Source organism: Enterobacter ludwigii (assembly GCA_023023105.1).
In the GTDB taxonomy this organism is placed as follows: Bacteria; Pseudomonadota; Gammaproteobacteria; order Enterobacterales; family Enterobacteriaceae; genus Enterobacter; species Enterobacter adelaidei.
The window spans coordinates 3,749,454-3,768,107 of sequence record CP083824.1 but is presented as its reverse complement, the minus strand read 5'-3'; the positions used below and the strand labels follow the sequence as shown (position 1 = coordinate 3,768,107).

Sequence of the window (18,654 nt, the reverse complement as noted above, 5' to 3'; positions counted from 1 at the left end):
TACTCAAAGAAAGAGATGCTGGCGTGCCCAGCACGCAGTTTGTTAATGATGTAGCCGTGATAAAGAGGTCGTAATGCCAGGCAGCACCTTGTTTAAAGCGTTGGTTTTGTTTGTCGCCCTTTGGGCTCCCTTCACTCAAGCAGACTCCGGTTGGCAACCTGTTCAGGAAACTATCCGTAAGAGCGAAAAAGATACCCGCCAGTATCAGGCTATTCGCCTTGATAACGGCATGACCGTGCTGCTGGTTTCCGATCCGCAGGCGGTGAAATCCCTCTCGGCGCTGGTGGTGCCGATTGGGTCACTGGAAGATCCTGATGCCCATCCTGGGCTTGCGCACTATCTGGAACATATGACGCTGATGGGGTCTAAAAAATACCCGCAGCCAGATAGCCTGTCCGAATATCTGAAAATGCACGGCGGTAGTCACAATGCCAGCACAGCACCGTACCGTACGGCTTTTTATCTCGAAGTCGAAAATGATGCACTGGAAGGGGCGGTCGATCGCCTTGCTGATTCCATCGCTGCACCGCTTCTGGATAAAAAATATGCTGAACGTGAACGCAATGCCGTTAATGCTGAGTTAACCCTTGCCCGTACGCGAGACGGTATGCGCATGGCCCAGGTGAGCGCCGAAACCATTAACCCGGCGCATCCGGGTTCGCGTTTCTCCGGTGGTAACCTGGAAACATTAAGCGATAAGCCAAACAGCCCGGTGCTTGATGCGCTGCATGCGTTTCGCGACAAATATTACTCCGCGAACCTGATGAAAGCGGTTATCTACAGCAACAAACCGCTGCCAGAGCTGGCAAACATGGCCGCTCAGACGTTTGGTCGTGTGCCGAATAAAAATATCGACTTGCCTCAGATAACCGTTCCGGTAGTCACGGACGCTCAAAAAGGGATTGTTATCCACTACGTGCCCGCCTTGCCGCGCAAGGTGTTACGTGTTGAATTCCGCATTGATAACAACACGGCACAGTTTCGCAGTAAAACCGACGAGCTGGTGACCTATCTGATTGGCAACCGTAGCCCGGGTACGCTTTCTGACTGGCTGCAAAAACAAGGGCTGGTGGAAGGGATTCGAGCCGACTCCGATCCCGTTGTGAACGGCAATAGCGGTGTGCTGGCGATATCTGCAACCCTGACCGACAAAGGGCAGGCAAACCGTGATGAAGTGGTGGCGGCGATCTTTAGCTACCTTTCTCTGCTGCGTGATAAAGGCGTCGATAAACGCTACTTTGATGAACTGGCTCACGTGCTGGATCTCGATTTCCGTTACCCGTCCATTACCCGCGACATGGACTATGTGGAGTGGTTGGCGGATACCATGATCCGCGTGCCGGTGGAACATACTCTCGATGCGGTCAATATCGCCGATCAGTATGATGCTGACGCCGTAAAAGCCCGCCTTGCGATGATGACCCCGCAGAATGCCCGCATCTGGTACATCAGCCCGAACGAACCCCATAACAAAACGGCCTATTTTGTAGACGCCCCTTATCAGGTGGACAAAATCAGCGCCCAGACCTTCGCCGACTGGCAGAAAAGAGCCGGGGAGATTGCGTTGAAACTGCCGGAGCTGAACCCCTACATTCCGGATGATTTCTCGCTGATCAAAGCCACAAAGGATTATCCGCACCCGGAACTTATTATTGATGAGCCGACGTTGCGCGTGGTGTATACCCCAAGCCGCTATTTTGCGAGCGAGCCAAAAGCCGATGTCAGCGTCGTTCTGCGTAACCCTAAGGCGATGAATAGCGCCAAAAATCAGGTGATGTTCGCCCTGAATGACTATCTTGCTGGCATCGCGCTCGATCAGCTCAGCAATCAGGCGGCCGTGGGGGGAATCAGCTTCTCAACCAATGCCAATAACGGTTTGATGGTCAATGCAAATGGCTACACTCAGCGCCTGCCTCAGCTGTTCCAGGCGCTGCTTGAGGGCTATTTTAGTTACACGCCGACGGAAGAGCAGCTTGAGCAGGCCAAATCCTGGTATGCGCAGATGATGGACTCTGCGGAGAAGGGCAAAGCTTACGATCTTGCGCTTATGCCAGCGCAAATGTTGTCGCAAATTCCTTATTTCCAGCGTGAAGATCGCCGCGCGTTACTGCCTTCTATCTCATTGAAAGATGTCCTCGCTTACCGTGATGCATTGAAAACCAACACGCGTCCCGAGTTCTTGATCGTCGGCAACATGAGTGAAGAGCAGGCCAAAACGCTGGCGGAGAATGTACGCACCCAGCTCGGCTCGAAAGGTGACGAGTGGTGCCGCAACCAGGATGTGCTGGTTGAGAAAAAACAGAATGTGATTTTTGAAAAGGCGGGCACTAGTACGGATTCTGCGCTGGCAGCGGTGTTTGTACCTACGGGTTATGATGAATTCTCCAGTTCAGCGCGGAGTGCCGTTCTGGGACAGATTATTCAGCCGTGGTTCTATAACCAGCTACGTACAGAAGAGCAGCTTGGCTATGCGGTCTTTGCGTTCTCCATGAACGTTGGCCGCCAGTGGGGGCTGGGTTTCCTGCTGCAAAGTAGCGATAAACAACCGGCCTATCTCTGGCAGCGTTATCAGGCTTTCTTCCCAAAAGTGGAAGCAAAACTGCGCGCCATGAAACCGGACGAATTTGCCCAGATCCAGCAGGCCGTCATCGCCCAGGTGATGCAGCCACCGCAGACATTGGGTGAAGAAGCGTCACAGCTCAGCAAAGATTTTGATCGCGGTAATCTGAACTTTGATTCGCGTGATAAAGTAGTGGCCGAGATAAAACAGCTGACGCCTCAGAAGGTTGCCGAGTTCTTCCATCAGGCGGTGATTAAGCCGCAGGGAATGACCATCCTGTCTCAGGTTTCCGGTAGCCAGAACGGGAAAACGGAGTACGTGAACCCGAAAGGCTGGAAAGTCTGGAAGAGCGTCAGCGCGCTGCAGCAAACTATGCCCTGGAGTAAGAAAGAATGACCGATACCGCTGAGCCTCTTGATCCGTTACGTTTACCTCTACAGGGGGAACGATTGATTGAAGCTTCAGCGGGAACGGGAAAAACCTTCACCATTGCCGCGCTCTATCTGCGCCTGCTGTTAGGGCTTGGCGGTAACGCGGCTTTTCCACGTCCTTTAAGCGTGGAAGAGCTGCTGGTCGTCACCTTCACCGAGGCTGCCACCGCGGAGTTGCGCGGCCGTATTCGTTCCAATATCCATGAGCTGCGTATCGCCTGTCTGCGTCAGAGTACGGATAACCCTCTCTACGCGAGCCTTCTGGAAGAGATTGCTGATAAGCAACAGGCCGCCCAGTGGTTGCTTCTCGCTGAACGGCAGATGGACGAAGCGTCCGTCTTCACCATTCACGGTTTTTGTCAGCGAATGCTGAGCCTGAATGCGTTTGAATCCGGCATGCTGTTTGAGCAGCAGCTCATTGAAGATGAATCCGTGCTTCGCTATCAGGCCTGCGCGGATTTCTGGCGTCGCCATTGCTACCCCTTACCGCGAGATATCGCAGAAGCGGTACATGCGTTATGGAAGGGCCCCGAGGAGCTTCTGCGTGCCATCGATCGCTATCTTCAGGGTGAAGCACCGGTAATCAAATCTCCGCCGCCAGCAGATGAAACTCTCGCTTCTCGCCATGAAAAAATTACCGCCAAAATTGCGGCCATCAAGCAAAAGTGGAATACGTCGGTCGGCGAGATTGAGGCGATCATCGAAAATTCCGGGATCGACAGACGTAAATTTAACCGTGCAAATCAGGGGAAATGGATCGATAAGATCAGCGCCTGGGCACAGGAAGAGACGCGAGGGTATCAGCTCCCGGATGCGCTTGAAAAATTCTCTCAGCGTTTTCTGGTTGAACGAACCAAACCCGATGGCATTGTGCCGGAGCATCCGCTGTTTGTGGCTATCGAAGCCCTGCTGGCCGAACCGTTGACGCTCAATGACCTGATGATCACCCGCGCTATGGTGGAGATCCGTGAAACCGTCTCGCGTGAAAAGCGTCGCCGCGGTGAACTTGGGTTTGACGATATGTTGAGCCGCCTGGATGCCGCGTTATGCAGCGAAAATGGTGAAGCGCTTGCCGCGGCTATTCGTAACCGTTTCCCGGTTGCGATGATTGACGAGTTTCAGGATACCGACCCGCAGCAGTACCGCATTTTCCGCCGTATCTGGAGACAACAGCCTGATACCGCGCTGTTGTTAATTGGCGATCCTAAACAGGCTATTTACGCTTTTCGTGGTGCGGACATTTTCACCTATATGAAAGCCCGCAGCGAAGTTGATGCGCATTACACTCTGGATACCAACTGGCGTTCATCTCCCGGGATGGTAGAGAGCGTCAATGCGCTTTTCAGCCGCATGGATACGGCATTTATGTTCCGGGAGATCCCTTTCCAGCCGGTAAAATTTGCGACAAAAAATGCCTCATTGCGCTTCGAATTCAACGGTACGACTCAGCCCGCCATGAACTTCTGGCTGCTGGACGGAGAAGGCTGTGGCGTTGCGGACTATCAAAATGCCATGGCACAGCACTGTGCCGCGCAAATCCGTGACTGGCTCAGTGCGGGGGCATGTGGCGAGGCGGTGCTCTGGAGGGGCGAGGAGTCAACCCCTGTAAAGGCATCGGATATTACGGTGCTGGTGCGTAGCCGTCAGGAGGCCGCGCTTGTCCGCGATGCCCTGACATTGCTGAACATTCCGTCCGTCTACCTCTCAAATCGGGACAGTGTTTTCGAAACGCTGGAAGCGCAGGAGATGTTATGGCTGCTGCAGGCGGTGCTGGCCCCGGAGAGGGAGAGCACGCTTCGCAGCGCGTTAGCCAGCGCGATGCTCGGGCTGAATGCGCGTGATATTGATGCGCTCAACAACGACGAAGACGCGTGGGATGCGGTAGTGGAAGAGTTTGTTTACTACCGGGATAAATGGCACAGACGCGGTGTAATGGCGATGATACGTGAGCTCATGGCGCAGCGTCACATTGCGGAGAATATGCTTGCGACCGCGGGCGGTGAACGTCGTCTGACCGACATTTTGCACATCAGTGAACTCCTGCAGGAAGCGGGCACGCAACTGGAGAGTGAACACGCTCTGGTGCGCTGGCTGGCGCAACAGATTGCCGACCCGAACAGTAATTCGTCCAGTCAGCAGATGCGTCTTGAAAGTGATAAACATCTGGTGCAGATCGTCACCATTCACAAGTCGAAAGGCCTGGAGTATCCGCTGGTCTGGTTGCCGTTTATTGCCAATTACCGCGTGCAGGATCAGGCCTTTTACCACGATCGCGAGTCATTTGAGGCGGTGCTCGATCTCAGTAAAGCTGAGTCCAGCGTTGAGCTGGCAGAGGCCGAACGTCTGGCGGAAGATTTACGCCTGCTCTATGTAGCGTTGACCCGTTCGGTCTGGCACTGCAGTATGGGTGTCGCCCCACTGTTTCGTCGCCGTGGTGAGAAGACCGGGGAGAGCGATTTTCATCTGAGTGCGCTGGGGCGGCTTATTCAGCTCGGTGAACCCAAAGATGCAGCAGGCCTGCGTCAGTGTATCGAATCATTATGTGGGGATCATACTGCTCTGCACATTCCGTCGCAGCCCGATAATAGCCGCTGGCAAATGCCGGAGCTGCGCGAGGTTGAGCTCCATGCCCGTCAGGTTGTGCGCACCATTGCTGACGACTGGCGTGTGACGAGTTATTCCGGTTTACAGCAGCACGGGCAGAGCATTGCCCAGGATCTGATGCCAAAACTGGACGTCGATGCAGCAGGGACCGGTAGCGTACCTGTTGAGCCAGCGCTCACTCCGCATCAATTCCCGCGTGGCGCCTCACCAGGCACATTTTTACATAGCCTGTTTGAAGAGCTGGATTTTACCCAGCCAGTCTCTGAGGAGTGGGTGCTAAAGATGTTGCAGAGTGGAGGCTATGACGCACAGTGGCAGCCGGTTCTCACCGACTGGATCAGCACGGTTCTGCACGCCCCACTGACGGCGCAAGGGATCTCTCTGAGTCAGTTGACTAACAAAGATAAACAGGTGGAGATGGAATTTTATCTCCCTATTGCCAGCCCCCTCAGAGCCGACGCGCTTGATGCGTTGATCCGCGAGCATGATCCGTTATCTGCCGGTTGCCCAGCGCTGAACTTCCGCCAGGTGCAGGGAATGTTAAAAGGGTTTATCGACCTGGTTTTCCGCCACGAAGGGCGTTACTACCTGCTGGACTACAAATCGAACTGGTTGGGTGAAAACAGCGAAGCCTATACCCAGCAGGCGATGGCATCAGCCATGCAAGCACATCGCTACGATCTGCAGTATCAGCTCTATACCCTGGCGCTGCATCGGTACCTGCGGCATCGCATTGCCGATTATCGTTACGAAGACCATTTTGGCGGCGTTATTTACCTGTTCCTGCGCGGAGTGGATGCTAGCGACCCGCGCTCTGGCATCTTTAGTACGCGTCCGGCTGTGGAACTGATTGAAAAAATGGATAACCTGTTTGCCGCAAGCACAGAGGAGGTGGCATGACGATGCAGGCGCTATTGCTGGAAGCGGTAGAACAACGATTACTCCGCCACCTCGATGTACAGTTCGCCATGATGGTGGCAGGCGATGAACCCGCCGTGATGCTCGCCGCCGCAATCCTGAGTAAAGACGCGGGAGAGGGGCATGTCTGCCTGCCGCTGTCGCGTCTGGTTGTTGATGAGAAAATGCCTCCGGCTTTACAGGCGTGTTTCGCGTTGCTGGATGACGCAGTGGACTGGCAGGCGATATTACTCGGCTCGCCCGCCGTGAGCGGAACCGATACCGGGACGCCGATGATCCTGAGCAGCGAACGTTTGTACCTTAACCGGCTGTGGCGCAATGAACTGACGGTGGCGCGTTTCTTCAGCGAGACGAATGCGCCTCTGCCTTGCGATGAAGCGCAACTCCGGCACGTGCTGGATACGCTGTTTACCTCTGATGAGGCGACAGACTGGCAAAAAGTCGCGGCAGCCGTGGCGTTGACGCGGCGGATCTCGGTTATCTCTGGCGGCCCGGGAACCGGGAAAACGACCACCGTGGCAAAACTGCTTGCCGCGTTGATCCAGCTATCGGGCGAGCACAAGTGCCGTATTCGTCTGGTGGCCCCCACTGGCAAAGCGGCGGCTCGTCTGACGGAATCGTTAGGTGGGGCATTGCAAAAGCTGCCGCTCACCGGGGAGCAACTTGCGCTTTTCCCAAATGAAGCCAGTACGCTGCACCGACTGCTTGGTGCTCAGCCAGGCAGCCAGCGTCTGCGATATCATGCGGGTAACCCGCTGCATCTGGACGTACTGGTGGTAGATGAAGCATCGATGATCGACCTGACGATGATGTCGCGGTTGATTGATGCTCTGCCGCCCCATGCGCGCGTCATTTTTCTGGGCGATCGTGACCAGCTTGCTTCAGTGGAAGCTGGGGCGGTGCTGGGGGATATTTGTACTTACGCCAGCTTTGGCTACACAGCCGCGCGTGCTCAGGAGCTGGCGCGTTTGACCGGATGCGTACTTGAACCCGATAACTCGCCGGTGGCGGGAGCGCTACGCGACAGCCTGTGCCTGCTGCAAAAAAGCTATCGTTTCGGCAGCGACTCCGGTATCGGCCAACTGGCTGCCGCGGTAAACCGTGGCGATCGGCACAGTACCCGTGCGGTGTTTGACGGTACGTTTACCGACATCGAGAAAAAATCACTGCAAAGCGGAGAAGAGTATCAGGTGATGCTGGATGACGCCCTGGAGGGGTATCAGCATTTCCTGGCATGTGTCCAACAGCGCAACTCACCAGAGCAGGTCATTGCCGCCTTTGGTGAGTACCAGTTACTGTGCGCACTGAGGGAAGGGCCGTTTGGCGTCAGTGGGCTGAACGACAGGCTGGAGCAGCTTCTTGTTCAGAAGCACAAAATCAACCGCATGCCGCATTCGCGCTGGTTTGAAGGACGACCCGTAATGATCTCCCGCAACGACAGTGCGCTGGGGTTGTTTAACGGGGATATCGGGATTGCGCTCGATCGCGGCCAGGGGCTGCGCGTCTGGTTCCAGTTACCGGACGGTAGCGTGAAGTCTTTCCAGCCCAGCCGTTTGCCTGAGCATGAAACCGCGTGGGCGATGACGGTGCATAAATCCCAGGGCTCCGAGTTTAACCATGCGGCGCTGATCCTGCCGACACAGCTTTCACCTGTTATTACCCGCGAACTGATTTATACCGCGATTACGCGCGCGCGTCAGCGCTTGTCACTCTATACCGATGAACGTGTGCTGGTGCAGGCCATTGCCACCCGTACAGAGCGCCGGAGCGGACTGAGCGCGATATTTGAGTCTCTTTAAGCGAAAGCCCTCACCAGACGGTGAGGGCATCGTATTATCCCAGATCAGCCATCAGCACTTTTGAGCGGCGCTGATAGTTGTACATCTCTTTCTTCGTTTCTGGCAGATAATCTATATCTACCGGCGTGAATCCTCGCTCCTGGAACCAGTGAATGCTGCGTGTCGTCAGGACGAACAGCTTGCTCAGGCCCATCTGGCGGGCTTGCGCTGCCACGCGCTCAAGCAGCATTTCGCCGCGTGAGGAGCTGCGGTAATCAGGATGCACCGCCACGCAGGCCATTTCACCGATCTTCTCTTCCGGGAATGGATAGAGGGCGGCACAGGCAATGGTCAGGTTATCGCGCTGAATAATGGTGAATTTGTCGATCTCCATTTCCAGCTGTTCCCGCGAACGACGCACCAGAATACCCTGTTGCTCCAGCGGCCGGATCAGTTCCAGAATACCGCCGATATCATTGATGGTGGCGCGGCGGATCTGCTCCGCACTCTCCATCACAATCTGTGTACCAATACCGTCGCGGGAGAACAGCTCCTGCAGTAGGGCGCCGTCTTCCTGATAGCTGATCAGGTGGCTGCGGCGCACGCCGCTGCGACAGGCTTTCACCGCACCACGCAGAAAACGCACGGTACCAGAATGGTAGTCACCTTCAGCTTCCAGTGCTTCTACGCGGGCCTGGGCTTCATTAGGGAAGAGTTCGGGCACAATCACCCCTTCATCGTTTACGACACCCTGGGAAGAGCAAAACCCAATCATTTTTTCCGCCTTCAGCTTGATCGCTAGCTGCGTGGCAATCTCCTCAGACGTCAGGTTAAAGCTTTCTCCGGTCACGGAAACGGCGACCGGGCCCATCAGCACGATGGCACCGCTGTCGAGCTGGCGGTGGATTGCCTCTTCATCAATACGACGAATACGTCCGCTGTGGCAATAGTCCACGCCATCGTCCACGCCGAGCGGCTGGGCAATGATGAAGTTACCGCTCACGACGTTGATATGCGCACCCTGCAATGGCGTGTTGTTCAGGCTCATCGACAGGCGAGCCGTAATATCCAGCTGCAGCAGACCTGCAGCTTGCTTCACCAGCTCCAGGGTTTTCGCATCCGTAACGCGGGTATGTTTGTGGTAAATCGGCTCGTGGTGGTGTGCGGCCAGGTTGGCGTCGATCTGCGGGCGCGCGCCATAGACCACCACCAGGCGGATCCCGAGGCTGTGTAGCAGGCCAATGTCATTGACGATGCTGGAAAAATTTTCATGCTCAATGGCTTCGCCGCCAAGCATGATGACAAACGTTTTTCCCCGATGGGCGTTGATATAGGGAACAGAATGGCGGAATCCCTGGACCAGTTCGGTTCTACGCTCCTTCACCATGGCACAACCCTTAATGAATGTTTATTCGTAATTTGTGTATTTTTATTCGATTGTGGATACATGTGCAAGCGCAAATTTTCCGCGACCCACAGAAATTAATAAGTAATCCGTGCGTTAACGTATGATTGTTTACCCTTTTATAGATGACAGTTTATGCGTCATTCGTTAAAGTTTTCGGTCAATTTGGACATTTTGTATATCAGTCAGTTTTCTTGCTCGGGAGAAGCATGTCGGGATCCAACTCAGCAATAAGCCGTCGCCGTTTGTTAAAAGGGGCCGGGGCAATGTGGTTGCTTAGCGTCAGTCAGGTAGGATTAGCCGCCACAAGTCAGGTGGTGGCGGTTCGCGTCTGGCCGTCGTCGACCTATACGCGCGTGACGGTTGAATCCAATCGCGTGTTGAAATATAAGCAATTTGCCTTAAGCAATCCTGAACGCGTGGTCGTGGATCTCGAAGGGGTGAATCTCAATTCCGTGCTGAAGGGGATGGCGGCGCAGATCCGCGGTGACGATCCGTTTATTAAATCGGCGCGCGTCGGGCAGTTTGATCCGCAAACCGTGCGTATGGTGTTTGAGCTGAAGCAGAACGTTAAGCCTCAACTGTTTGCTCTCGCGCCTGTTGCGACCTTCAAAGAGCGTCTGGTAATGGATCTCTACCCGGCGAATGCGACGGACATTCAGGATCCTCTGTTGGCGTTACTGGAAGATTATAACCAGGGCAATCTTGAGAAGCAGGTTCCACCTGCGCAAAGTGGCCCACAGCCGGGTAAAGCAGGGCGCGATCGTCCGATTGTGATCATGCTTGATCCGGGGCACGGTGGGGAAGACTCGGGTGCTGTCGGAAAATATCGCACCCGCGAAAAAGACGTGGTGCTGCAAATCGCCCGCCGTCTGAAGGCGTTGATCGATAAAGAAGGCAATATGCGCGCCTATATGACGCGTAATGAAGATGTCTTTATTCCGCTGAAAGTTCGCGTGGCAAAAGCGCAGAAGCAGCGCGCCGATTTGTTTGTGTCTATCCATGCGGATGCGTTTACCAGCCGCCAGCCAAGCGGTTCTTCGGTGTTTGCGCTCTCAACCAAAGGGGCGACCAGTACTGCCGCGAGATATCTCGCGGATACCCAGAACGCCTCGGATCTCATCGGTGGTGTGGGCAAAAGCGGCGACCGTTATGTCGATCACACCATGTTCGATATGGTGCAATCACTGACCATCAACGACAGCCTGAAATTTGGTAAAGCGGTGTTGGGCAAGCTGGGTAACATCAATAAGCTGCATAAAAACAGCGTAGAACAGGCCGGGTTTGCGGTGCTCAAGGCGCCGGACATTCCGTCCATTCTGGTAGAAACCGCGTTTATCAGTAACGTTGAAGAAGAGCGTAAGCTCAAGACGGCAAAATTCCAGCAGGAGGTAGCGGAGTCGATTCTGGCAGGGATCCGGGCGTATTTCTCTGACGGGGCGACGCTGGCGCGACGCGGGTAAATCTTTCAGCCGGGTGAAATACCCGGCAAATTCACAAACGACAGATACAAAAAAACACCCTTAAGGGTGTTTATTGTTTTAAGAAGTGTTGGTTGCGGGGGCCGGATTTGAACCGACGACCTTCGGGTTATGAGCCCGACGAGCTACCAGGCTGCTCCACCCCGCGTCCGTCTTTCTACTTCTGTAGAAACTTACTTCTTCAAATTTGATTGGTTGCGGGGGCCGGATTTGAACCGACGACCTTCGGGTTATGAGCCCGACGAGCTACCAGGCTGCTCCACCCCGCGTCCGTCTTTCTACTTCTGTAGAAACTTACTTCTTCAAATTTGATTGGTTGCGGGGGCCGGATTTGAACCAACGACCTTCGGGTTATGAGCCCGACGAGCTACCAGGCTGCTCCACCCCGCGTCCGTGGATGCGCACTATACTCGGATAGGTTTGTGATGCAACCCCTTTTTCACATAAATCATGATTTTGTATGCAAATTGAACGACATGGCTCTGTTTGGACTATTTTTTGCGCAAAATTTGCCAAAGGTCATGCGATCGCATTTCATTAGCCCTGGCGGTTTGTTATCTTCATCACGCGGAAATGGGCAACTTAAAGACGAGATATAATGAAAGGACGTTGGGCGAAGTATCTGATGACGGGCGCAATGGTAGCCATTCTTGCGGCCTGCTCTTCCAAACCGACCGATCGCGGTCAACAGTATAAAGACGGGAAATTATCCCAGCCTTTCTCCTTAGTTAACCAGCCTGATGCGGTTGGCGCACCGATTAACGCCGGAGATTTCTCCGAGCAGGTCTATCAGATCCGCAATGCGTCACCACGCCTGTATGGCTCACAAAACAACGTTTACAGTGCAGTACAGGACTGGCTGCGCGCGGGCGGCGATACGCGCAACATGCGCCAGTTTGGTATCGACGCCTGGCAGATGGAAGGGGCAGATAACTACGGGAACGTCCAGTTCACGGGGTATTACACGCCAGTGATTCAGGCGCGGCACTCCCGCCAGGGCGAATTCCAGTATCCAATTTATCGTATGCCGCCAAAACGCGGTCGCCTGCCGTCCCGTGCAGAAATCTACTCTGGTGCGTTGAGCGAAAACTACGTCCTGGCTTACAGCAATTCACTGATGGATAACTTCATCATGGATGTTCAGGGCAGCGGTTATATTGATTTCGGTGATGGTTCGCCCCTTAACTTCTTCAGCTATTCCGGTAAAAACGGCCATGCCTATCGCAGTATTGGTAAGGTGTTGATCGATCGCGGCGAAGTGAAGAAAGAAGATATGTCGATGCAGGCGATCCGCGAGTGGGGCGAAAAACACAGCGAAGCCGAGGTGCGCGAGCTGCTGGAGCAGAACCCGTCGTTTGTCTTCTTTAAACCGCAAAACTTTGCTCCGGTGAAAGGGGCGAGCGCTGTACCGCTGATTGGTCGTGCGTCGGTGGCATCGGATCGTTCAATTATTCCTGCTGGCACTACGCTGCTCGCGGAAGTGCCTCTGCTGGATAATAATGGCAAATTTAACGGCCAGTATGAGCTACGTCTGATGGTGGCGCTGGATGTGGGTGGGGCGATTAAAGGCCAGCACTTCGATATCTATCAGGGGATTGGTCCGGATGCGGGTCACCGTGCCGGCTGGTATAACCACTACGGACGCGTATGGGTGCTCAAAGCAGCGCCGGGCGCAGGAAGCGTATTCAGCGGCTGATTGTGGTATTCTGAGCGCAATACGGATTCATGTTCAGGGTGAGGAGAAACCTCACCCTTTTTACATCTGAGGTTTTATGTCAGTGGTAATCAGTGATGCCTGGCGTCAGCGTTTTGGCGGCACGGCACGTCTCTATGGTGAAAAAGCCCTGCAGCTGTTTGCGGATGCGCATGTTTGCGTCGTGGGTATTGGTGGTGTGGGTTCCTGGGCGGCAGAAGCGCTGGCGAGAACCGGTATTGGCGCAATCACGCTGATTGATATGGACGACGTGTGCGTCACCAACACCAACCGTCAAATCCATGCTCTGCGTGATAACGTCGGTCTGGCAAAATCTGAGGTCATGGCGGAGCGTATTCGTCTGATCAACCCTGAATGCCGGGTGACGGTCATTGACGACTTTGTGACAGCCGATAACGTCGCAGAGTACATGAATAAAGGCTACAGCTATGTGATTGATGCCATTGACAGCGTACGCCCTAAAGCGGCGCTGATCGCTTACTGTCGTCGTTACAAGGTACCTCTGGTCACCACTGGTGGCGCAGGAGGGCAGATCGACCCTACGCAGATCCAGGTGGCCGATCTGGCGAAAACCATTCAGGATCCGCTGGCTGCCAAGCTGCGTGAAAGGCTGAAGAGCGACTTTAACGTGGTGAAGAACAGCAAAGGCAAGCTCGGCGTTGACTGCGTGTTTTCTACAGAAGCGCTGGTCTACCCGCAGGCTGATGGCTCTGTCTGTGCGATGAAAAGTACGGCGGAAGGGCCAAAACGTATGGATTGTGCCTCAGGCTTTGGTGCGGCCACCATGGTGACCGCGTCCTTCGGTTTTATAGCTGTATCTCACGCCCTGAAGAAGATGATGGCGAAAGCAGAACGTCAGGCCTGAGCCTGACGTGCCGCATCCTGTACCGCTTCGCTGAGCGCGATCAGACCCTGGCCGCGTGAGGCGCTAAGCTGCGCCCGCAGTCCAAGCTCATCAAACAGCGCCAGCGGCGAGTGTGCCAGCAACTCCGCCGCGCTTTTCCCCTCGACGGCGGTTAACAGTACCGCCAACAGCCCGCGGACAATACGTCCTTCGCTGTCGCCAAAGAAATGCAGCTTCTCGCCAGCGACGCTGACGCCCAGCCAGACGCGGTTCTCGCAGCCAGCGATCTCTTTTGCCTGGGCTTTTAGGTCGTCAGACAGCGTCGGGAGCTGTTTACCGAGAAGGATTAACTGGCGATATTTATCTTCCCATTGTGAGAGAGGGGCGAAGGTCTGTTTTAAGGTCTCTTCTGTGATGACCGTGCCGAACGGGTGTCCGGCTAAAGCAGCGTGAGTCATTAATCCACCAGTATTTCAAGGGCGCGGTCGACGGCGGCAACCAGCGCATCAACATCGCTTTGGGTATTATATGGCGCAAATGAGGCGCGTAGCGTACCGCTAACGCCGAGCGCCGCCAGGAGCGGCTGGGCACAATGCTGTCCGGCACGCAGGGCAATGCCATACCCGGCAAGTAGCGTCACCATGTCGCTATGATGAACGCCCGCAAAATCAAAGGCGAGCAGGCTGGAATCCTGAACGCGGAACGAGCGGAAACCCGGGCGCTTTTTGAGTTCTTCCTCTGCGAGCGTCGCTAGTCCGCGGCTCCAGTTTTCAGCCTGAGCAGTGTCTGTTTCAGCAAGCCATTCGAGAGCGGCACTCAGACCAATGACGCCGGCCACGTTTGGCGTACCGGCTTCAAGGCGATAGGGAATCTCCTGGGTTTTAAAGCCGTCGAAGGTCACTTCGGTAATCATTTTGCCGCCACCGAGCCACGGTGTCATTTGCGCCAGCAGTTCCGGCTTACCGTACAACGCACCGATGCCGGTTGGGCCGTACAGCTTGTGTGCAGAGAAAGCGTAAAAATCAATATCCAGCTTTTGCACATCAGCAGGGAAATGCACGATCCCTTGTGCGCCATCGACCATCACCACCATGCCGCTGGCATGGGCGATGCGAATGGCCTGACCCAGATCCGGACATCCCCCCGTGACGTTCGACATCTGCCCGAGGGCCAGAATGCGGCTGCGTGAAGTAATCAACTCAGGCAGTTGAGCCACGTCGGGTAGGAGATCTGGTCCCAGCGGGAGTTTCACAATACGTGCCCCCGTTTGCTCAGCTACCATCAACCACGGTACCAGGTTGGCATGGTGCTCTGCCTCACTGACGATGATCTCATCTCCAGGCTGTAGCAACGGGCGTGCATAGCACTGGGCCACCATATTGATGGCTTCGGTCGTACCCCGCGTCCAGACGATATTTTTCCCGCCTTCTGCATTGATCAAACGTGCTACCTGATCGCGTGCGGCTTCATAGCGCGCGGTCAGACGCTGCGCTTCGGCAAACTGGCTGCGATGCACATTCCCGGCGCTCAGGCTGTAGAACTGCTGCGTCGCTTCAATAACCGCCTGTGGCTTCAGGGCGGTGGCAGCGCTATCAAGATAAATACCGGCATCGGCCAGCGCCGGAAACTGTTCGCGAAAATGTGCGGGACTGAAAGCGTTCATGGGATTCCTCATTTCAATAGCAAGATCGTCGCGCAATTTCAGCGGCAGGGCAAGGAGGTTGATATCTATCAGAATTGTCTGCTTATCCTGATGACCCCAAAAAAGCAGGTTATGCTAAATAGTGTTAGGCGGATGTTTTAGCCTGTTATAAATCGAGGTTTGAATAGCATTAATTGCTAAAGGAGAATAATCATGAACAAGACAGCTGCAATCATTTCTGCCTGTGCGTTTACTTTTGCCCTGAGCGCCTGTTCTGGTAACAACTACGTGATGCACACCAACGATGGTCGTTCCATCGTTTCGGAAGGGAAACCGTCAACTGATAATGATACCGGGATGATTTCATACAAAGATGCCAACGGGAACAAGCAGCAGATCAACCGAAGCGATGTTAAAGAGATGGTTGAGATTCAGCACTAAGATCGCAGGCGAAAAAAAAGCACCGCAAATTGGCGGTGCTACATTAATCACTATGGACAGACAGGGTAAATGTACAGGAAGTGAAAAATTGGTAGCGTTGCTACCGTGGTCTGAATCGCAGACCAATTGCAAACACAACAACACAACATCACAACCGTAAGCCAAAAGCCCTTCAGAACACGCATTCCAAAAAAAGCTCTTCGTTCCGGCTCAGGAAGTGCCGCCACTATAGGTATTTGCTGGTAGTTCCTCAACGGACAAATTATAATGTCTCAGATAAAAAAAACTAATAGGTTAAGCGTTGTTTCCTGTTTGTTAAAATCCGTTAACATCTAAGCCAGATAACCATGTCGAAGCGATTGCCACCCCTTAATGCATTACGTGTTTTTGATGCAGCAGCACGTCACCTGAGCTTTACACGTGCAGCAGATGAGCTTTTTGTGACACAGGCCGCAGTAAGTCACCAAATCAAGTCCCTGGAGGATTTTCTGGGCCTTAAGCTGTTTCGTCGACGCAACCGTTCATTGCTGTTGACCGAAGAGGGGCAGAGCTATTTTCAGGATATTAAAGAGATTTTTTCCCAGCTCACGGAGGCCACGCGTAAGCTGCAGGCCCGAAGTGCAAAAGGTGCCCTGACTGTTAGTTTATTGCCCAGTTTTGCCATTCAATGGCTGGTGCCAAGACTCTCAAGCTTTAACTCAGCTTATCCGGGGATCGACGTTCGAATCCAGGCGGTAGATCGTCAGGAAGACAAGCTGGCAGATGACGTCGATGTCGCCATTTTTTACGGTCGCGGTAACTGGCCGGGCTTGCGCGTCGAAAAATTATACGCAGAATATCTCCTGCCGGTCTGTTCGCCTCTGCTATTAACGGGTGAAAAGGCGCTGAAGACACCTGCTGACCTGGCGCAACATACACTTTTACATGATGCGTCTCGCCGTGACTGGCAAACTTATACCCGTCAATTAGGTCTTACTCATATAAACGTGCAGCAGGGGCCCATTTTTAGCCACAGTGCGATGGTGTTACAGGCTGCTATTCACGGGCAGGGCGTGGCGTTGGCGAACAACGTCATGGCGCAGTCCGAAATTGAGGCTGGCCGCTTGGTTTGCCCTTTTAATGATGTTCTGGTCAGCAAGAATGCGTTTTATCTGGTTTGTCATGACAGTCAGGCAGAACTGGGTAAAATAGCCGCTTTCCGGCAGTGGATACTGGCGAAAGCGGCAAGCGAGCAAGAAAAATTCCGCTTCAGGTATGAACAATAACGTTTGTGTGCCGGGCACGCATCAATTCAGGACTTAAACATGACCAGCCGATTCATGCTGATTTTTGCCGCGGTGAGTGGCTTTATTTTTGTTGCACTGGGCGCTTTTGGCGCACATGTATTAAGCAAGTCTTTGGGCGCAGTAGAGATGGGCTGGATCCAGACCGGCCTTGAATATCAGGCATTCCACACGTTGGCTATTTTTGGGCTGGCGGTGGCGATGCAGCGCCGTATCAGTATCTGGTTTTACTGGAGCAGCGTCTTTATGGCGTTGGGCACCGTGCTTTTCAGTGGCAGTCTCTACTGTCTGGCACTTTCGCATTTACGCCTGTGGGCGTTTGTTACACCTGTCGGTGGCGTTAGCTTCCTGGCGGGTTGGGTATTAATGTTTATCGGAGCTATCCGTCTGAAACGCAAGGGCGTTGTTCATGAATAAGGTTGTTTTATATTGTCGCCCGGGGTTTGAGAAAGAGTGCGCCGCGGAAATTACCGATAAAGCGGCAAAGCGCGAGGTCTTCGGCTTTGCGCGCGTTAAAGAGAATGCAGGCTATGTGGTATTTGAATGCTATCAGCCTGAAGACGCGGATAAGCTGGCGCGTGAACTACCTTTCAACTCATTGATCTTTGCCCGCCAGATGTTTGTCGCGGGTGAACTGCTGAAGGATCTTCCGCCGGAAGACCGTATCACCCCAATTGTCGGCATGCTGCAGGGCGTGGTGGAGAAGGGCGGGGATCTGCGCGTTGAAGTGGCGGATACCAATGAAAGCAAAGAGCTGATGAAGTTCTGCCGCAAATTTACCGTACCGCTGCGTGCAGCGCTGCGTGATGCGGGTATCCTGACGAACTACGAAACGCCTAAACGTCCGGTGGTGCATATCTTCTTTATCGCACCAGGCTGCTGCTATACGGGGTATTCATACACCACCAACAACTCTCCCTTCTTTATGGGCATCCCGCGTTTGCGCTTCCCGGCCGATGCGCCGAGCCGTTCAACGCTGAAGCTGGAAGAAGCCTTCCACGTCTTTATCCCGGCAGATGAGTGGGACGAGCGTCTGGCAAACGGCATGTATGCCGTCGATCTCGGTGCGTGCCCGGGCGGCTGGACCTACCAACTGGTGAAACGTAACATGTGGGTTTCATCTGTCGATAACGGCCCGATGGCACAAAGCCTGATGGATACCGGGCAGGTTACCTGGCTGCGTGAAGATGGTTTCCGCTATCGTCCGAACCGGAACAACATCTCCTGGATGGTGTGCGATATGGTTGAGAAACCGGCCAAAGTGGCCGCGCTGATGGCTTCCTGGCTGGTGAACGGCTGGTGTCGTGAGACGATCTTCAACCTCAAGTTGCCAATGAAAAAGCGCTATGAGGAAGTGTCGCAGAATCTGGCTTATATTCAGCAGCAACTGGATGAGCATGGCATTAATGCGGAGATCCAGGCGCGTCAGCTGTATCACGACCGCGAAGAGGTGACGGTGCATATTCGTCGCTGGTGGGCCGCTGTCGGTGGACGTCGCGACGAGCGATAGTGTGTGCTTTATTTTGCCCGGTGGCGCTGCGCTTACCGGGCAG

At 54.2% G+C, this 18,654-nt stretch carries 13 protein-coding genes and 3 tRNA genes; 10 read left to right on the top strand and 6 right to left on the bottom strand.

The features are described 5' to 3' along the window. Window positions 1-73: 73 nt before the first annotated feature. The 3 genes from ptrA to recD are packed head-to-tail and all read left to right on the top strand — an operon-like array spanning window position 74 to window position 8,312. The gene (gene ptrA / locus LCD46_18165; GenBank protein UOY69961.1) at window positions 74-2,956 is read left to right on the top strand and encodes a pitrilysin; all 2,883 of its coding nucleotides are present in this window, start codon (window positions 74-76) and stop codon (window positions 2,954-2,956) included. Beyond that, window positions 2,953-6,495 (top strand): exodeoxyribonuclease V subunit beta, encoded by a 3,543-nt coding sequence (gene recB / locus LCD46_18160; protein ID UOY69960.1) that lies wholly within the window; start codon window positions 2,953-2,955, stop codon window positions 6,493-6,495. The genes ptrA and recB overlap by 4 nt, the downstream gene beginning before the upstream one ends. Then, a complete protein-coding gene (recD, locus tag LCD46_18155) occupies window positions 6,492-8,312 on the top strand; it encodes an exodeoxyribonuclease V subunit alpha (GenBank protein ID UOY69959.1) in 1,821 nt (606 codons plus the stop codon). The genes recB and recD overlap by 4 nt, the downstream gene beginning before the upstream one ends. 34 nt (window positions 8,313-8,346) lie before the next feature. Here recD and argA read toward each other — a convergent pair whose 3' ends face one another. Next, window positions 8,347-9,678, bottom strand: coding sequence for an amino-acid N-acetyltransferase (gene argA / locus LCD46_18150; GenBank protein UOY69958.1), 1,332 nt, complete (start codon window positions 9,676-9,678; stop codon window positions 8,347-8,349). A gap of 227 nt (window positions 9,679-9,905) precedes the next feature. Here argA and amiC point away from each other — a divergent pair, with 227 nt between their 5' ends. Further along, window positions 9,906-11,159, top strand: coding sequence for an N-acetylmuramoyl-L-alanine amidase AmiC (amiC, locus tag LCD46_18145; protein ID UOY69957.1), 1,254 nt, complete (start codon window positions 9,906-9,908; stop codon window positions 11,157-11,159). 89 nt (window positions 11,160-11,248) lie between these two features. Here amiC and LCD46_18140 read toward each other — a convergent pair. The 3 genes from LCD46_18140 to LCD46_18130 all read right to left on the bottom strand — a co-directional run bounded on the left by LCD46_18140 (window position 11,249) and on the right by LCD46_18130 (window position 11,567). Continuing rightward, window positions 11,249-11,325 (bottom strand) — tRNA-Met (locus LCD46_18140). Between the two features lie 44 nt (window positions 11,326-11,369). Then, a tRNA-Met gene (locus tag LCD46_18135) sits at window positions 11,370-11,446 on the bottom strand. 44 nt (window positions 11,447-11,490) lie between these two features. Next, window positions 11,491-11,567 (bottom strand) — tRNA-Met (locus LCD46_18130). 208 nt (window positions 11,568-11,775) lie between these two features. Between LCD46_18130 and mltA the strand changes: the two genes are divergently transcribed. Together mltA and tcdA are read left to right on the top strand one after the other, a co-directional pair. Further along, window positions 11,776-12,873: a murein transglycosylase A gene (gene mltA, locus LCD46_18125; GenBank protein ID UOY69956.1), complete on the top strand. Its 1,098-nt coding sequence runs from the start codon at window positions 11,776-11,778 to the stop codon at window positions 12,871-12,873. A gap of 76 nt (window positions 12,874-12,949) precedes the next feature. Continuing rightward, a complete protein-coding gene (gene tcdA, locus LCD46_18120; GenBank protein ID UOY69955.1) occupies window positions 12,950-13,756 on the top strand; it encodes a tRNA cyclic N6-threonylcarbamoyladenosine(37) synthase TcdA in 807 nt (268 codons plus the stop codon). On the opposite strand, the gene csdE is transcribed toward tcdA, so the two are convergent. Continuing rightward, entirely contained in the window at window positions 13,747-14,193 is a 447-nt protein-coding gene (gene csdE, locus LCD46_18115; protein ID UOY69954.1) for a cysteine desulfurase sulfur acceptor subunit CsdE, read from the bottom strand. The genes tcdA and csdE overlap by 10 nt on opposite strands. Then, entirely contained in the window at window positions 14,193-15,398 is a 1,206-nt protein-coding gene (csdA, locus tag LCD46_18110; GenBank protein ID UOY69953.1) for a cysteine desulfurase CsdA, read from the bottom strand. The genes csdE and csdA overlap by 1 nt, the downstream gene beginning before the upstream one ends. A gap of 192 nt (window positions 15,399-15,590) precedes the next feature. Between csdA and LCD46_18105 the strand changes: the two genes are divergently transcribed. The 4 genes from LCD46_18105 to rlmM all read left to right on the top strand — a co-directional run bounded on the left by LCD46_18105 (window position 15,591) and on the right by rlmM (window position 18,611). After that, window positions 15,591-15,818 (top strand): YgdI/YgdR family lipoprotein, encoded by a 228-nt coding sequence (locus LCD46_18105; protein UOY69952.1) that lies wholly within the window; start codon window positions 15,591-15,593, stop codon window positions 15,816-15,818. A 347-nt stretch (window positions 15,819-16,165) separates the two neighbouring features. Further along, window positions 16,166-17,083: a glycine cleavage system transcriptional regulator GcvA gene (gene gcvA, locus LCD46_18100; protein ID UOY69951.1), complete on the top strand. Its 918-nt coding sequence runs from the start codon at window positions 16,166-16,168 to the stop codon at window positions 17,081-17,083. Between the two features lie 39 nt (window positions 17,084-17,122). Continuing rightward, the gene (locus LCD46_18095) at window positions 17,123-17,518 is read left to right on the top strand and encodes a DUF423 domain-containing protein (GenBank protein ID UOY69950.1); all 396 of its coding nucleotides are present in this window, start codon (window positions 17,123-17,125) and stop codon (window positions 17,516-17,518) included. Continuing rightward, on the top strand, window positions 17,511-18,611 hold the full coding sequence (gene rlmM, locus LCD46_18090; GenBank protein ID UOY69949.1) for a 23S rRNA (cytidine(2498)-2'-O)-methyltransferase RlmM: 1,101 nt from the start codon (window positions 17,511-17,513) through the stop codon (window positions 18,609-18,611). The genes LCD46_18095 and rlmM overlap by 8 nt, the downstream gene beginning before the upstream one ends. Window positions 18,612-18,654: the final 43 nt, after the last annotated feature.

What these genes read in the sequence shown, in the direction of transcription:
- recD (UOY69959.1), top strand. Translation starts at nt 6,492, where the DNA reads ATGACGATGCAGGCGCTATTGCTGGAAGCGGTAGAACAACGATTACTC.
- csdA (UOY69953.1), bottom strand. Translation starts at nt 15,398, where the DNA reads ATGAACGCTTTCAGTCCCGCACATTTTCGCGAACAGTTTCCGGCGCTG.
- gcvA (UOY69951.1), top strand. Translation starts at nt 16,166, where the DNA reads ATGTCGAAGCGATTGCCACCCCTTAATGCATTACGTGTTTTTGATGCA.
- rlmM (UOY69949.1), top strand. Translation starts at nt 17,511, where the DNA reads ATGAATAAGGTTGTTTTATATTGTCGCCCGGGGTTTGAGAAAGAGTGC.
- amiC (UOY69957.1), top strand. Translation starts at nt 9,906, where the DNA reads ATGTCGGGATCCAACTCAGCAATAAGCCGTCGCCGTTTGTTAAAAGGG.
- argA (UOY69958.1), bottom strand. Translation starts at nt 9,678, where the DNA reads ATGGTGAAGGAGCGTAGAACCGAACTGGTCCAGGGATTCCGCCATTCT.
- tcdA (UOY69955.1), top strand. Translation starts at nt 12,950, where the DNA reads ATGTCAGTGGTAATCAGTGATGCCTGGCGTCAGCGTTTTGGCGGCACG.
- csdE (UOY69954.1), bottom strand. Translation starts at nt 14,193, where the DNA reads ATGACTCACGCTGCTTTAGCCGGACACCCGTTCGGCACGGTCATCACA.
- recB (UOY69960.1), top strand. Translation starts at nt 2,953, where the DNA reads ATGACCGATACCGCTGAGCCTCTTGATCCGTTACGTTTACCTCTACAG.
- mltA (UOY69956.1), top strand. Translation starts at nt 11,776, where the DNA reads ATGAAAGGACGTTGGGCGAAGTATCTGATGACGGGCGCAATGGTAGCC.
- ptrA (UOY69961.1), top strand. Translation starts at nt 74, where the DNA reads ATGCCAGGCAGCACCTTGTTTAAAGCGTTGGTTTTGTTTGTCGCCCTT.
- LCD46_18105 (UOY69952.1), top strand. Translation starts at nt 15,591, where the DNA reads ATGAACAAGACAGCTGCAATCATTTCTGCCTGTGCGTTTACTTTTGCC.
- LCD46_18095 (UOY69950.1), top strand. Translation starts at nt 17,123, where the DNA reads ATGACCAGCCGATTCATGCTGATTTTTGCCGCGGTGAGTGGCTTTATT.